Source organism: Streptomyces sp. NPDC005878 (genome assembly GCF_040629815.1).
Lineage (GTDB): Bacteria > Actinomycetota > Actinomycetes > Streptomycetales > Streptomycetaceae > Streptomyces.
In genome coordinates this window covers 1-14,842 of sequence record NZ_JBEXWK010000031.1, presented here as the reverse complement: position 1 = coordinate 14,842, position 14,842 = coordinate 1, and the positions used below count along the sequence as shown (strand labels likewise).

Annotated in this window: 12 protein-coding genes and 3 pseudogenes; 9 read left to right on the top strand and 6 right to left on the bottom strand. The window is 67.1% G+C overall.

Annotated features, from left to right (window positions below; genetic code table 11):
• Positions 1–31 precede the first annotated feature (31 nt).
• Both ABZ404_RS32050 and ABZ404_RS32045 read right to left on the bottom strand, forming a co-directional pair.
• The gene (locus ABZ404_RS32050; protein WP_358834683.1) at positions 32–619 is read right to left on the bottom strand and encodes an SMI1/KNR4 family protein; all 588 of its coding nucleotides are present in this window, start codon (positions 617–619) and stop codon (positions 32–34) included.
• 314 nt (positions 620–933) lie between these two features.
• The gene (locus ABZ404_RS32045; protein ID WP_358834682.1) at positions 934–1,320 is read right to left on the bottom strand and encodes a hypothetical protein; all 387 of its coding nucleotides are present in this window, start codon (positions 1,318–1,320) and stop codon (positions 934–936) included.
• A gap of 409 nt (positions 1,321–1,729) precedes the next feature.
• Here ABZ404_RS32045 and ABZ404_RS32040 point away from each other — a divergent pair, with 409 nt between their 5' ends.
• Positions 1,730–2,161, top strand: coding sequence for a hypothetical protein (locus ABZ404_RS32040; protein ID WP_358834681.1), 432 nt, complete (start codon positions 1,730–1,732; stop codon positions 2,159–2,161).
• Between the two features lie 345 nt (positions 2,162–2,506).
• On the opposite strand, the gene ABZ404_RS32035 is transcribed toward ABZ404_RS32040, so the two are convergent.
• On the bottom strand, positions 2,507–2,770 hold the full coding sequence (locus tag ABZ404_RS32035; protein WP_358834680.1) for a hypothetical protein: 264 nt from the start codon (positions 2,768–2,770) through the stop codon (positions 2,507–2,509).
• A 264-nt stretch (positions 2,771–3,034) separates the two neighbouring features.
• Here ABZ404_RS32035 and ABZ404_RS32030 point away from each other — a divergent pair, with 264 nt between their 5' ends.
• The 4 genes and pseudogenes from ABZ404_RS32030 to ABZ404_RS32015 all read left to right on the top strand — a co-directional run bounded on the left by ABZ404_RS32030 (position 3,035) and on the right by ABZ404_RS32015 (position 4,874).
• Positions 3,035–3,211 carry a hypothetical protein gene (locus ABZ404_RS32030; RefSeq protein ID WP_358834679.1) on the top strand — a complete coding sequence of 59 codons (177 nt, stop codon included), beginning with the start codon at positions 3,035–3,037 and terminating at the stop codon, positions 3,209–3,211.
• A 198-nt stretch (positions 3,212–3,409) separates the two neighbouring features.
• The gene (locus ABZ404_RS32025) at positions 3,410–3,952 is read left to right on the top strand and encodes a hypothetical protein (RefSeq protein ID WP_358834678.1); all 543 of its coding nucleotides are present in this window, start codon (positions 3,410–3,412) and stop codon (positions 3,950–3,952) included.
• 244 nt (positions 3,953–4,196) lie between these two features.
• Positions 4,197–4,576: pseudogene (locus ABZ404_RS32020) on the top strand (DUF6009 family protein).
• 46 nt (positions 4,577–4,622) lie between these two features.
• Positions 4,623–4,874, top strand: coding sequence for a hypothetical protein (locus ABZ404_RS32015; RefSeq protein ID WP_358834677.1), 252 nt, complete (start codon positions 4,623–4,625; stop codon positions 4,872–4,874).
• Positions 4,875–5,213: 339 nt separating this feature from the next.
• Here ABZ404_RS32015 and ABZ404_RS32010 read toward each other — a convergent pair whose 3' ends face one another.
• The 3 genes from ABZ404_RS32010 to ABZ404_RS32000 form a co-directional block, all read right to left on the bottom strand.
• Positions 5,214–5,612 carry a DUF6188 family protein gene (locus tag ABZ404_RS32010; protein WP_358834676.1) on the bottom strand — a complete coding sequence of 133 codons (399 nt, stop codon included), beginning with the start codon at positions 5,610–5,612 and terminating at the stop codon, positions 5,214–5,216.
• Between the two features lie 497 nt (positions 5,613–6,109).
• Positions 6,110–7,678, bottom strand: a complete 1,569-nt coding sequence (locus ABZ404_RS32005; protein ID WP_358834675.1) for an FG-GAP-like repeat-containing protein — start codon at positions 7,676–7,678, stop codon at positions 6,110–6,112.
• A 223-nt stretch (positions 7,679–7,901) separates the two neighbouring features.
• Positions 7,902–8,456: a hypothetical protein gene (locus ABZ404_RS32000; RefSeq protein WP_358834674.1), complete on the bottom strand. Its 555-nt coding sequence runs from the start codon at positions 8,454–8,456 to the stop codon at positions 7,902–7,904.
• A gap of 347 nt (positions 8,457–8,803) precedes the next feature.
• On the opposite strand from ABZ404_RS32000, the gene ABZ404_RS31995 reads away from it, so the two are divergent.
• The 4 genes and pseudogenes from ABZ404_RS31995 to ABZ404_RS31980 form a co-directional block, all read left to right on the top strand.
• Positions 8,804–12,247 carry an ALF repeat-containing protein gene (locus ABZ404_RS31995; protein ID WP_358834673.1) on the top strand — a complete coding sequence of 1,148 codons (3,444 nt, stop codon included), beginning with the start codon at positions 8,804–8,806 and terminating at the stop codon, positions 12,245–12,247.
• A 15-nt stretch (positions 12,248–12,262) separates the two neighbouring features.
• Positions 12,263–12,649, top strand: coding sequence for a hypothetical protein (locus ABZ404_RS31990; protein WP_358834672.1), 387 nt, complete (start codon positions 12,263–12,265; stop codon positions 12,647–12,649).
• A gap of 944 nt (positions 12,650–13,593) precedes the next feature.
• Positions 13,594–13,758: pseudogene (locus tag ABZ404_RS31985) on the top strand (IS5/IS1182 family transposase); the annotation flags it as partial.
• Between the two features lie 194 nt (positions 13,759–13,952).
• Positions 13,953–14,065: pseudogene (locus tag ABZ404_RS31980) on the top strand (TetR family transcriptional regulator); the annotation flags it as partial.
• Positions 14,066–14,842: the final 777 nt, after the last annotated feature.

Below are 14,842 nucleotides of genomic sequence, written 5' to 3'. Positions count from 1 at the left end.
GGTGGTGTCGAGGCCGGCAGGACTGCACTGCCTACGTTCCGCCACCGATTGCTGCGACCTCGGGGCGGACAGCGGGTAGGCCCCAGGGTTCAAGGGTTCCGGCGATCAGGTCGGCGGTGAACTGGACGGCTCCGGCGGTGTAGTGCCACCAGTCGCTGTTGTGGGTGGCGACGGTGACCTTCCACTGCTGTGGGCTGGTGCTGTCCGTGCTCCACAGGAAGGTGTCTCCTTGGTTCGAGCTGCCCCACACCAGCAGGCCCCCAGGAGCCGGATACGCACTCAGGTCCCCGCTGAGATCATCGACATCCAGGAGGTCCGCCGTGTCCGCTTCCTCTTCGAGAGCCACCTTGGCCCACTCCTGCTCCGCGCCGAGCGGCGGCGTGTGGAAGGCCATGTAGTTGCCGAAGCTCAGCGGTGGATACAGCTGTGCGAGGAGTTTGAAGTCAGCGGGCAGCGCCGTACCCAGACCGGACTCCACGGCCGCCCAGTCGAAACAGGCCGGCTCCGCCCGGCGTAACGCAGCCATCCCCGGCACAGCCGCCTCCAGGGCCGAGAGCGCCTGGTACGGGTCGGTCAACCGCAGCGCCGCAGCCTGCTCTGGTATCGCGCCACTGTTCACAGAGGCAGCATCACACAGGCCGGATACTGAGCCGCGAAGGGGCCTGGCGCCCGCACGATCGCAGCACCGTGCCCGGCTGTGCCCGCCTACGCCGCGCCCCCCGGTCGTGCGACGAGAACCCCAGGGGCATCGGGGGCCTGCCTGCCGGGTGAGGACGGCGCGGGGGCCCCGGCACATGGTGCCGCGCTGGGCGAATGGTCAGGTGGCGTCATAGGCGATGCGGGCCCGGCGCAGCGCCACGTCGAGACTCTTCTGGCCGTTGAGGCCCGCGCTGACCCGGTACCCTGGGACTCCGACCTGACCGTACGGGCCCGTCAGCGGATGACGGTGATCTCGGGGAGGGGCTGTGACCAGGTGCCCAGTTCCTTGACGAGGATCTGGCGGGCGAGGCGCCGGGCCAGGTTCCATCCCGGGTCGGTGGAGAGCGCTTTGGTGGTCCACCGGCCGGTGTCGTGCCCGGCGCTCATAGCACTGAGGACGGTGTCGATTTCCTTCAGGTCTGCCAGGGCCGTGGGGGCGAGTTGTCCCTCGGTCATCAGGTTGTGGGCCATGCGCTGGGCATGGTCGAAGTCGAGGGCGATGTCGTCCGGCAGCACGCCGTGCCGGGACAGCCACGCCACCTGGGCCGGGGCGTCGGCCGCGAGCACGGTCAGCGACTCGATCAGCAGGCGGCGACGGAACGAAGGATCAGGATTCTCCACGCCACGATCCTCACACCTCTTTATGGACTCAAGCGGCACCAGCCAACGACCTAGCCTACTCAGGACGCCGTGAACAGCCGTGGCGGTGCCGCTGCACCGGCTGCGGGGGCCAGACGTCACCGTCTCTCGGCGGCATCCTGGCGGGCCAGGGAGGATGCCGCTACTGTGCCGATCTGAAGGCGGCCGAGGCCAGGAAGACGGATCCCGAGACAGCGAGGGCCGACATGCGGGCAGCTGGACTGGAGTCGCTGGAACCGTACGCCACCTCGATGACTCCCTGGCGGTGCCGCTGCACGGCCTGCGGGCGGGAAGTGTCACCGATCCTCATGAAGATCCGCACTGGCGGAGGCTGCCGGTTCTGTGCCAGCCACGGCTTCGACCTCACCTCCCCGGCCCGTGTCTACGTCATGTGGCACCCCCAGCACAACGCGGTCAGGTCGGCATCGGCGGCACGGCCGGGCGCAACGAGCGGGTCAGCCAGCACCGCCGCTCCGGCTGGGTCCTTGCCCAGGACTGGCACTTCGCCACGGGAGCCGAGGCGCACGCCGTCGAGCAAGCCGTCCTGCAGCAACTTCGGGAAGCCGGCCACGGTCCCTACCTCAGCCGGGACATCATGCCGAACGGCTGGACCGAGACCTTCGACGCGGACCGCATCACCTCCTCCACGCTCGCCGCGACCGTGGAGACCCACATCGCCCGCCTCGCCGGCACCGTGACGCCCATGCCCGGACGGACCATCCTGCGGCCCGAGCGCTGGAGTACCCGCCCGGGCACCGCTGTTGCCGCCCGGCCATCGCATGCCAGAGCCGGCGATGGCCAGCTCTCCCTCTTCGACGACTGAGGGCAGCCACCCGCGCGCGCCGTCACGATCGGCACGGCACCAGCGGCCACCTGGCCTGCGGGCGCCGCGCGCGGGTGGCGTCCGGGGGTGAATCCGGATGGCGGCCTGCGCGCGGTGATGTGACTGCGGGAGGATGAAGACCCGCAGTCCCAGGCCTACGTCGATCGCTGCCCCAGCATCGTTGCCTGCCAGCAGAGTCGTTAAACGGCAGCCCGCCCGGCTCGAAGAATCGGCGACCGGTTACCCGCTACGACGTCGGACGCGTCCTCACCACCGGCGAGTCCTATACCCGGCCCGACACCACAAGGTCGGCACGAAGCCCGACGCGTCAGTGGATCGCCAAGCTCAGACTGATATGCGGAAACCACCGATCTGGTACTCCAGCCCCTCACGGAACTCCAGGTGCGGGACGGCACTCCGCATCGCCGAGTACAGCGCGGACGGAACCTCGTAGACCGCGGTCTCAAGAAAGTCGTCGCCGCGGCCCGGGAACAGGTCCCTGATACTCAGGATCTCGACTCGGGTCAGGTCAGTGACATGAGCGGCTTGTTCGTCGCTGTCCCAGCCGATGAGCTCCCACCCAAGGGATTCGGTGTCGATGTCGTTCACGTGCCTACGGTATGCGCGAACTGGCCATGAGGTTAAACGCCAAGTGAGAGTGTGACTGACCCGCTCGCTGTCCGCACCGTCCCTGGGGACTGTCGCTGGGTCCGTCCGTGAGATCGTCGTGCTCGTGATCGAGTCCTGGGTGATCCATGACCGCAGCACCGTCCTTGTGTCGTCCGAGACGGTGCTGGAAGCCCCTAATTCAAGGATCGACGGCGGACAGTTGGAGACGCGGCTGACCAGTTCTCGGGACGGTCACTGGCCTTCGTGACGAACACCGAGCGCGCGATGGTGATGCTGCTCGAAGAAGAGGGCGATCCCGGCGGGCATGCCGTGGCCCCCGGCACCCAGGGGTCCAGCGGAGGGTTCGTCCTCGCGAACGGGCAGGACGACGAGCACCCGGATGAGAACACGGTTCCCTCGGTGAAGCGTTCAGGCTCGTGAAGCAGATCGTTGGCACGGGAGGCTGGCCAGCGGATGCACGCTGAGTGGTCGATCGCTGGGCGGTCTACCGCCACCCCGTTGAGCTGGAGGGACTGTGCGGCTTCGCCGGAAGGCGCTGACGGGTTGCCAGGCTGATCCCTAGCATGGGCTCTACGGGAGTCGGCAGTGGCTCGTGCTGTACGCGAGGAGGAGCAACGCATGTTCGAGACCTCCCCGGATGCGGCGCTGGAGCACCGGCCGGATTATCCCCCCATGACGCCGACACCGCCGAAGAAGCCGCCGTCCCCGTTCCCGCCCGAGCCCAGCGCCGTGCCGCTGCTGCAGGGCGCGCGGGTGCAGGTGCGGCTGGCGAACCGCCGGTGTGTGAACTGGCCCCTGGAATCCTCTCCGTGGACTTCCTCCACCGCCCAGCGCCGCATCATCGAACTGCTGCAGGCCTGGGGGTACCGCCCCGAGGAGGCTGCGGTGCGGGGGGTGGTCGCTGCGCTGATCGCTCCGGCCGTCGCGGACGCGGGCCGGCGCATCAGCGTGCACCTGGCCGACGAAGGCAATCGTGCCTGCATCCCCGTTCTCAGCCACCACCACACCCCCGCCACCTGCGCTGAGCCGTCCTTGACCGCAGTGGCCAGCTCTCCCTCGGTCGCGGCGTGCGGCACCGACCAGGCGCCAGACGGCACCCGCCTGTGGGCCGTCATCGACCTTTCTATGCCAGCTACACCGATGACCCGTCAGCTCCCGTAGGCGCAGGCAGTTGAAGGCCGTGGTGCCTCCCAGGTGCAGGGCCAGGACCAACGGTGGGGCCGGAGAGAGCCCCCCCACGACCGCCGGGGGTGGGCATGGCTGACCCGCGCGCCCTGCCCGTTCATTCCTCGCGCACGTACGATGAAAGCCGCGCCACCCCACACACCAGCCACGCCAGAACAGCCGCGGTCACGCCGTTGACCAGCCACCGCGAAAATGACAGGGACGAGAAGGGGCCGCATCGATGAGCTCGCTACTGCAAGACAGCGAACTGGCCCACGAGGACAACGTCGTCTGGCTCGAGGACACCGACCGCCTCGACTACGTCCGCCAGGCCCTGGACAAAACCACGCGCCGCCGCGGCAAGCTCCGCTGCGCCCGCGACGGACGCATGGTCGGCTACACCGAACTGGCCCCGACGCCGAAGCCGACCCCGACAGCGGTCTCCAGCTCCGCCGCGTCTTCTTTCTCCTTCCGCACGACCGCGACAGCGAACCCGACGGCGTCTACCAGCAGGGCGCGCCCGGTGAAGCCGTCGACCCGCGCACCATCGAACCGCGCCGGGTCGGGGAGAAGACACTCCGTTCCCAGCGTGGTGCCGCGGCCATAGCCTCCAGCAGGTGACGTAGTGAGAGGTCAGCGCAAGAGACGGAAGCGGACGGTCTTCGGTATGCCGACGCGCCTGGTGGTGCTGGCGACGCCCGAGGGGTGGCGCCACTCGGTCTTCAGCGTGGATGGCGGGGTTTTCTGCGGGCGCCTGTCCGAGGTAGCGGTCGGTGCAGATCCGGCTGAGGCGCGGGCTGCCGCGGCCGCCATGGTGGCCGCACTCACCCGCGACTTCCACGGAGCAGACGTCGAGGTGACCTGGGAGCTGGCACGGGAGCCCGGGACATGGACCGCGCACGTTACCGCTGGCGCCTGATCTCCCCATCCCTGTGATGCCGCCCGGCGCCCAGCGCGGGTACCGCAGCACTAGCCTCCCAGTGCAGATGAGTCCCAGCGTCGACGGGCATTCTGAGGGCAGTTGGACGAAGCCCAGCGGGAGCTTCGCTGTCGAATGCTGGCGGTGGCGCGGTACGGCTGTCGCATCCACAACCCTTCGCGCTGGGAATACACAGAATCCGCTCGGTTGAGCCGTCACCCTGCGATCCGGGTGAACCTTCAATAGCGGACCGCGGACGAGAATCGTGCTGCTTCTCGCCCGTAGGAACTAGCCCCACCGGCTGCTACTGGTGATCGTTTCCGGGCCGGTGCCCGCTGGTCACCTCCAGATCGCGAGTTCACCGCCCGGCATACACACCACGCGAAAGGTGTCTGGGCCGGTGATGTTCCACGCTTCGAAGTCCGCGTCAGCCGCGACGGTGAGCCGGGTGCCCTGGTCAAACTCCACGAGCAGCCGTCCGTCCTTCAGGGCGGTCACTTCGGTGACCGCCCTGCCGATCAGACCCAGGGCGGCGGCAACCTCCTGCCGCTCTGGAACGAGCGGCGTCGTCGGCCCGCCGTCCCTGTGGTCCATGGCGGCGTCGGTTTCCACGTTGATTTCGGCGTCTTCGCCCAGCCGCAGGCCCAGCTGATGGTCCACCCGCACCTGGGTGACGGTGAGGCCGGCGAGCGGGAACCGCCAGCGGTCATCGAGTTCTACTACGTCGGAGCGTGTCACCCGGACACGGTGCCACACGCCCGCTCATGACCACGACGCGGTCCGTCATCCCAAGAGCTTCCCCGGGCCATCTAGGTGACACCTCAACTCGCGCCCGTCGATCGCATCGGTACACCACGTTCGTGGACGCGACCTACCGTGCGAGGCAGACCACACATCTGAACGGAACCGGCCTTGTTGCCGTGGTGATCCAGTCGATCGGCGCCCGCCACGAGGGTACGCATGATGTCCAGCGCGCTCATGACCGGTGGGCCGCACTTCGGTGCCGGCCCGGTCCTCGGCTCCGGTGGCACTCCGACCGGTGGTGCCCACATCAGCGTCACCCCCGCACAGGCGGCACACGGGTCACAGGTAAACAGGTCATCAGTCCCGTTCGGCATTGAGCCGGGGCATGGGGCCGGTGAGGGCCCGGCACGGGGTGCCGGGCCCTGCGGCTGGCTGTAGGTCAGGGCCTGCTCCTCAGTGAGGGATGGGGTTGCAGGCCTGTGGGTGCGTGGTCAGGGGCGGGTGGGCCACATGGAGCGGCCACCGGCGAGGTTGCCCTTGCCGTCGCCTTGGTACCAGCGGAGGTTGGGGTGGGTGAGGGGCTGGGTGGAGGCGACGTCGGAGAGGCCGGCGAGGTCGCCCTTGCCGTCGCCGTTGAAGTCGCCGCCGGCAATGATCTGCATGTTCTTCCAGCTGGTGTCCGGCCACAGCGGGCGGGCGCTGTCGAAGGAGCCCTTGCCGTTGTTGGCGTAGAACTGGAGGGCGCCGGTGGGGGCGACGGTGGCGATGTCGTCGAGGCCGTCGGCGTTGTAGTCGGCGGTGGCGAACTGGGTCTTGCCGTCCCAGGTGCTGTCGGGCCACATCCGGCGCTTGTCGGTGCTCAGGGTGCCGTTGGCGTTGGTGGTGTAGGCGTAGAGGGAGCCGTCGCCCCAGATGGTGAGCAGGCCGTCGCGTCCGCCTCGGTCGGCCTTGAAGCGGGCTACCTGGCGCATGGTCTTGAAGGAGTTGTCGGCCCACATCTTGGTGCGGTCCCCGAGGGAGCCGTCGGCCTGGCCGGGGTAGAGGTGGAGGTCGCCGTCGTCCCACATGGCGGCGATGTCGGTGCGGCCGTCACCGTTGAAGTCGCCGGCGACGATCCGCTTGACCTTGTCCCAGGTGCTGTCCTTCCACAGTGCCCGGCCGTATTCGAGGGTGCCGTCGGGGCCGGAGTAGAAGGCGTGGAGGCTCCCGTCGGTGAGGACGGCGGCGATGTCGGTGCGGCCGTCGCCGTTGAAGTCGGCGCCGGTGACGACCTTCGTGGTCAGGAGGGACTTGGTGGTCAGGCGGGTCTGCTGGATCCAGGAGCTGACGGTGTCGACGCGGGTGTCGACGGCGCCGTCGCGGGTCTCATCGGAGTTGTAGCAGCCCGCTTCCCAGGTGCGCGAGTGGATCCCGACCAGCTCGTAGCGGCCGTTGCTGGTCTGGCGGAAGGTGGGACCGCCTGCGTCGCCCTTGCAGACTCCCGCGGTCTGCCCGTTGCTGCCGACCAGGGTCAAGGTGGCGTCATCGGCCCCGGTCAGGATGGGGGTGGCGGTATGCGGGGAATCCGGTACCCACTCGGTCTTCGTCCGCCCGTATCCGGTCACCCGCAGGCTCTCGCCCGCCGTCACCGGCTTGGACGCCACATCGACCGGATCCACCTTGAACGCCGGAGTCAAACCGCCGACCGGGGAGATGGTGCGCAGCTGCGCCATGACGAGATCACGGTCAGGGTGCGGGACGACCTTGAGGACGGTGACCGGGATCGCCCCCGACAGCGACGGCCCGTCCAGAGTCACGGTGGTCTTCTCCACCGGAGCACCGGCCGCCACCTCGCCACTGGCGTCCGCGAAGCAGCTAGCGGCGGTCAACACCCACTGCCCATCCACCAGCGCACCCGAGCAACTGCGCTTGCCGTCCCCAATGCTCAACTTCGCGGTGAAGGCGTAGCTGCCGGAAGGGGCGGTGTCGCCGGATACAGCGCCGGCGGGTGGGGCGGTGAGGAGACCGCCAGCCGTGGCGAGGGCGAGCAGGCTTGTGGTCCACGCGGGGCGTGAACTCATTCCAGACATGAGCGTCCTAGGTGTTTCGAAGAGAGATGCGGCCTATGGGGACCGGCTGACCGAATACGGCTGAGAAGCGGCAGGCAGCGCGAGCTGGCTCGAGGAGCACTGATGCCACTGGTGACCCCAGTTGGCTGCCGACTAAGTGAGTACTTGAGCCTGATAATTCAGTAAATGTCCTCTTATGCGAGGCTCTTGCGGTGCCGCGTGTCGGGGTGAGGAGTCAGGAGGTGACGCGGAGTTCGACGAGAGTGGAGTGCTGGCCGGAGTCTCCCGTCTCGCCTACTGGGGTGTAGTCGTTCTTGACGGCGTTGACGACGGTTTCCTGACCGTCAGCGGTCAGCGTGGCTTGGACCGGGTGGGCCTTGGTCCATATGCCGAACGATTCAGGCAGCTTCAGTGCCACGTAGCCCCGGTTGCCACGGACGGTGAAGCAGAAGTTCGCCAGTCCGGTCTCCACACGGGCCTTGACCTTGATGTCGTAGGCCACAGCGCAGTTAGACAACACGATGTGGCCGTCGCCGCGCTCGAGGGTGATCTTCTGCTCCTGCAGGATCTTCGCGGCCCCGGGGTAGCTGAAGTCCTCGACCGCCGACGGCATGTCAGTACCAGCAGTAGCCTGCACCACCACCGGTGCGGCAGGTCGCGGTGCGGCCTGCGCGACGGCGAGCGTGGCGGTTGCGGCGGAGCCTGCGGCCAGGCCCGTGATGCCGACGAGAAGCGCCTTTCGGGCACGACGTATCGCCATGATGTCCTTCCAGGAGAACGGGGTGGACACACTGTCTACCCACAAGGTTCACGTAAGTAAAGCATATGTATGCTTCAGGCAAACGCCCTCTCAAGCGGCTTTCCGCTGGGGGCTATTGCTGCCGCAGGACGCATTGGCACACCCGACGCATTCGCTCGCTTGCTTATGCATCATCCTTCCTTACATCTCCCGAAACGGACATGTCTGGATATGTTGTTGAGTGTGAAGCATGTGCGCCTCGGTGGCGGACACTCACCCCGAAAGGAATCCAGCAGGTGGAACAACTGCGGCCGCGCTCTCTGCGAGCGCTACGTCGACGCGACAGAAAGGCCGGGGCCCGCAGGTCAACTGGCTTGCGAGGCGCATGCGCCCTGCTGTTGCCCGCCACTCTTCTAGCAACTTCACTGGCGGCGAACCCTGCGTCGGCTCTGGAAACGGACGCGGACGGCTTCCCCGTCCTCTCGGCGCGGGCTCAGGTTCTCGACTACTGGAGAATCGGCGGCGCGGGCATCAAGGAGGCGGCTGAGAAGGCGCTTCTGGGTACGGACGTGGACGTCACGAGGTTCTTCGCTCTGAAGGATGGCCTCGAGTACGCCGACGACTATGTCGAGGCCAGCCGTATTTTCAACCGAGGAGGCCCTGCGGTGCGCGCAGGGGGCAGTAAGGCCCTCGATTCTGACGACCCGGCCGTGCTGCGTGCCTTCCTGAAGGATGGATGGAAAGCCGCGCTGCAAGCAGACCAAACTGTCGAGGCCTCCAAGATCATCAACTTCGGCGGGTACGGGGTCAAGCAAGCCGGGAAGAAGGCGCTGGAGGGCACGCCCGCCGACATCGAGAAGTTCCTCAACGAGACCCAGTACAGCGCCCGAGAGGCGGACAACGAGGTTGAGGTCTCCAAGATCATCAACTTCGGTGGCCCGAATGTGAAGGTAGCCGGGAAGCTCGCCCTCCAAGGCAGTCCTGAGGACATCGTCGAGTTCCTGGAGATAGGCCAGTTTACGGCCCGCGATCGCGATCAGGAACACGCAACCATCGCCCAACTCACCGAGCAGGCTACCCAGGCAGGGCTTCGGGCCGAGCAGGCCACCAAGAACTCCCAGGAGGCCTCCGACAAGGCGGTCGCAGCCGCCGATCTGGCCAGGAAGGCCGCGGTAAGGGCCGCGAAGGAAACTGAGGCCGCCAAGAGCAACGCGAAGACGGCCGCGATCAAGGCCAAGCAGGCCGCAGCTTCGGCCCGAGCCGCAGCGGCTGCGGCCCAGACGGCCATCAGCGCGGCTAACGCCGCCAACCAGTCCGCTCGTATCGCGGCGCTGGCCGCTGCGCAGACCGCGAGCGCGGCAGCCCAGGCTGCTAACGCTGCGGAATCGGCGTCCAACGCCTCCATCGCCGCGGCCAAGGATAAGAACAAGGCGCAGGAGGCATCGAACCAGGCCAAGGCCGCGCGCGCCGCTGCGGCCCTGGCGACGAAGTCGAAGCAGGCTGCCGAGCAGGCCGGGAAGGCCTCACTGGCCGCTGCCGAGGCGGCCAAGGCCTCGCTGGGCGCCAGCGCCAATGCGGATGCCGCAGCCGCTGCCGCCGATCAGGCCAACAGCGCCGCTGAAGCCGCCGGTATTCACTCCGGCGAGGCCAAGGCCGCCGCAGCCGAAACCCGGCGCCACGCCGCCGAGGCCAACCGGGCAGCCAACGCCGCCGAGTCCCTGGCGCGTAGGTCCGCCAACGAGGCCTTCGAAGCGGGCAAGTCCGCCGACGCAGCCGCCGCGCACGCCAACAAGGCCGCTGACGCAGCTGACGAAGCAGCCAAACACGCAGGCGAAGCGAGCACCGCAGCCGCTGAATCGAAAAAGTACGCCGCCGCGGCGAAGGAAGCCTCCGACGAGGCCACCAAAGCAGTGAACACGGCAAAGAGGGTCTTCACCCTCGCCCGTGAGGGCGAGGCCGAAGACCTCACCTCCCGCACCAACGCCGCCATCGCACGCGCCAACACCAACCAGGCCCTTGCCGACGAGAACGTCGCCGCCATGGCCGGCTCCGTCGTCACCGCCCAGGCGCTCGACGGCGAGGCACAGGCTCTCGCCAGTGAGGCCGCCAAGCCGGATGCCGACACCAAGGCGATCGCCGCCAAGGGCCGCGACCTCGCCCTGCGGGCGCTGCGGGCCCGGGGCCCCTGGCTCCAGGACGCGGCCGCCCGTGCCCTGTCCGGCACCGACGCCGACGTGCTGGAGTTCCTGGGCACCGGCTGGAACAAGGCTGCCCGGGACGAGACCCGCCAGCAGGTCTCCGATCTGGTCTCGCAGAGCCCCTACGAGGCCGTGCGCACAAAGGCCGCCGAGGTCCTCAAGGGATCCGACCAGCAGATCAGCGATTTCTACCTCACAGGTCAGTACGACGTCGCCGCCGTCGAGTACGACGTCCAGGTCTCAAAGATCAACAACGCTGGCGGGCCGGGTGTGAAGGAAGCCTCCAAGGCCGCCCTCGCCGACGGCCGCGGCAAGGTCCTGGCCGCCTTCGTCAACAGTGGCCAGTACGCCGCGCGCAACGCGGACGAAGCGGTGATCGCCTCCAAGCTCGTCAACAACGGCGGACCGGAAGTCAAGGCGGCCGCCAAGATCGCGCTCGCCGGACCCGCGGACGAACTGCACGAGTTCATCCAGGTCGGCCAGTACATGGCCGATCGCAAGGACAAACTCGCCGACACCCACATCGCCCAGGTCCAGCGACTGATCAATGAAGCCGACATCGTCGCAGCCACCGCCCGGAAGAACAGCTGGCTCGCCGCAGAAGCCTCCGCCAGAGCCAACAACGCTGAGACCGACGCCAACAAGTTCGCTGAAGAGGCCAAAAAGTCCGCCGCTGCAGCAGACGGCTTCGCCGCAGAAGCAAGAGAATCCGCAGCCAAGGCACAAACGAGCGCCAATCAGGCCGCCCAGTCCGCCGCCACCGCTCGCACCGCGGCCGACAACGCCGCCCGCGACTCTGCGGCCGCCACGGAATCCGCCGCCCAAGCCCAGTTTTCCGCCACCTACGCACGCAATTCAGCTAGCGTGGCGAATGAGGCCGCAGCGGACGCCAAGAACTCTGCTCTCGCCGCCGGCAAGAGCAAGGCCGAAGCTGAGGCGGCCGCCTCCCAGTCCTGGTCCATCACTTACAACCTGCGCCGGAAGGAGGAAGAAGCCGCCCGCAAGGCCGCAGAAGAGCAGCGCAAGCGAGAGAACGAGGCCAAGGCCAAGGAGAAGGCCAAGAAGCCCTGTTCTTTCTACGCCAGCCGGGACAACGTCCCGCCTTGTATGTTCAGCGCAGCAGTCGGCGGCGACTACTACCTTCACATACCCGAAACCGACCCGACCATGACTGCCATCGCTTGGAACGTCTTCGGCATCACTGACGGCCTCAACTGCGTCGATAGCCCTACCGCAGCCAAGTGCATCGGGGCCCTGATGATGGTGGTCCCGTTCGGCAAGATTAAGCTGCTCAGCAAGGGGGATAAGCTCCTGGAGATATCGCCATACCTCATGAAGACTCGGAGGCTTTCCGACGACGCAATCGAGGCGGCTTGGAAGAACTGGGACACTCCCGCCAACTACAAGCACTTCGACGTCCCGAAGCACGGGTTCGACGATATGATTGCCAAGCTGGGTGGACGGGAAAACACGCTCCGCAGCATCCTCAACAGCCTCAAGGGTGCTGACCTTCCTGCGACTGGCAGGTTCGTCGTCGACCGAGTTATCGAAGGGGAAACCGTCCGCATCAGAGGATTCATGTTCAACGGTATACCCAAACTCGGAACGACATTTATCCCGGCGAAATTCCCCGGCAAGCCCTAGTCGTTAGGACGCGAAATGGCGCCAATTCCCGTCGCCCCAAGAAAACTCAACAATGCCGAACGTGCTGTGCTGGATAAAATCCTGTCCACGCCGTTTCCTGGTTCTCCTGAACTCAAAAAACAGATCGATGTCTGTCAAGTCATCGCACAGTGGTCAGAGGATTCCGTGAGCGTAGACATCCATCCGATGCCGGAAGCTGTCCCCGCCGTTGGTGTAGCGAATGGTCCTGCGCCCGCTATTGGTGTTGTTCAGGGCCTACCGGGTGATGAACTTCCGCTAGTGGGGGAAATCTTGGTCTGGGTCGCCGGCGGATACATCTCCGGAATCGAATTCACCTGGTATGGAGACGAGATGCCTAAGCAGCTCCCGCCTGCGGACCGAATTTTGGTCGAAGTTGAATAGGCTAATTCGAATCGCGACTATTCGCGATGGAGACGTTCGAAGCGATAGCCGGTTGAAGCGTTAGTCAGAACCGTCGCGCAGCACCGTGGAGCCCGCCACTGATCCAGTGGCGGGCTCCATCGCTTCCATCTGGCTGCTCGGCCCGAGCCTTCAAGAACATCAGGGCGATTGCAAAGTCTCGGTGGTTTCATGAACCTGCAGGTCACAGCAGTGTGACGGCCCGTCCGAACACCCTTCAGGGGTGCAACGAAGCTCCGACGATCAAGGTGACCTCCCGCGCAGACCCGACGCGTGAAGGAGTCCGCCCGCCGCCCAGTGCGCCACTCACACCCCGCACTCCCGCCCGCGCCGTCTATGCCAGGCCCGTTTGCGACATCGGGGAGAGCAGTAGATTGCCGAGGCAGGATGCTCCACCCTGACCGTCCAAGACGCCCCGCACTCCGGACAGTTGGCGACGAGGCCGTTCTGCACCGCCTCGGTCCTCAGCCTGGTCCGGCGCATCTGTCGCCAGTGCCGGACCGGCAGGCCGTTGAGCAGAACACCGCCGACGCCTTCGCCCGCGGCCACAACGGCTCACCGCCCCGGCACAACCGCGGGCGCGCATCGACGTTCACAGACGCCACCAGCCGCAACCGAGGCGCCCTCTTCCCGGTCATGCCGACACCGTACGCAGGCAACCCGCCCTTCGCCTACCCACCGCTGACCTGTGAAGACAGCCGAGGCAACTTGTCATGTCAGAACCCGACACAGCTTCTCAGGGCGAAGCGGAGGGTTTACCAGTCGCTGTCCTGGAGGGGTTCCAGACGCCACATCTGGTTGTCCCAGCCGACCCAGTGAGCCTTTTCCAACCTGGTTCTGGAGTGCGGCTGTTGGGCTGACAACGTGGTGAAGTCCCTGTTAGATGGGTTTTCGACCAAGAGAACCGGCTCCACCAGAAGCTTCACATGCTTGTCTACCCGTCGGGCGTCGACGTGTCCAGCTCCGCCCTCCGCTTCCTCACACAGCAGCTGCGGCGCCACCGCCGCGCGATCGGCTCCCGGTGGCGGAGCCTGAGCGCCGGTCGCCAGGCCCTGCTCACCTTCGCCCATCTACGGATGGGCCACACATACCGCGAGTCCTACCGCGACCAACGGGGCAGGAACGCGGGCGGCGGAGCCTACCGCCGCGAGGACGGCTGGACTTACACCCCGAACGCGGGCTGGACGTACCACGGACCGGCAGCCTGCGACAGCGGCTGCTCCACGGCCGATGAGGTTCCTCCCGTGCCGGCAGAGAATGAGGCCCCCGCCGGGGCGAGCCCGGCCCCGCCAGGGGCGAGCAGACCCGCGCCCTGATCCTGGAGACCGCCATGCGGCTGTTCCAGGAGCTCGGTGACGACAAGCCACCATGCGGGCCATCACCAAGGAGGCGGGGGTCCCTGGCTGCCTAGGATTCCAGGCAGCCAGGCGGGGCGGCTGGAGGGGGCTGGGACGCCTGTCTTGTCGGCGCCGCCCCCGCTCTCCCTGGCAGCCGTGAGCGGCGGCCAGGGAGAGCGGGGGCGGGCGAGCTGGGCAAGACCTCGCCTTGGGGCGCGCCGGAGGTGCTGCTGGCCCTCGTCGTCGGCTCGGGACAGCATGCGCGCAAGGCCGGTACCGGTTCGGGGCCCGGCGGAACCAGGCCGGTACTTCCCACAAGGTTCTCTCGGGGAAGCACCCGCCGGGGAGCGGCGCCATAGCGGAGGCAGGCGCCCGCTCGCCCCCCGCCAGGAAGCTGGCCAAGGGGGTCCCGCGTTCGTGCTGCCTTGACCCGGCAGAGGGGGGGCGGGTCTTGCCGTATGTGTCACGGTGGGGGCTCAATCCAAAAGGGGAGTGGGCGGTGAGGGCCCGGGGTAATGAACCTGGCAGCCCGGTACGGAAATTGACGACCCCTCAGAAAAGGCTGCCGAAAAGCCGGCCAACCCCCAACCCCTAGCCTGACCGATACAATTCGCGGAGCGAATTGTATTCCGGCCGAATCGCGAAGCGATTCGCGCCCAGGGCCAACGGAGTTGGCCCCCAAATTCCGGCGAAGCCGGAATTCAACCGCGCGGAGCGCGGTTTATCTTCCCGCCGCGTAGCGGCGGCGCGTCGTGTCTGCGGAGCAGACCGCGCGCACCACCCGCCCCTAGTCTGGGGAGTGAGCGCACAACGACGAAGAGTCACCGGAGGGGAAGCC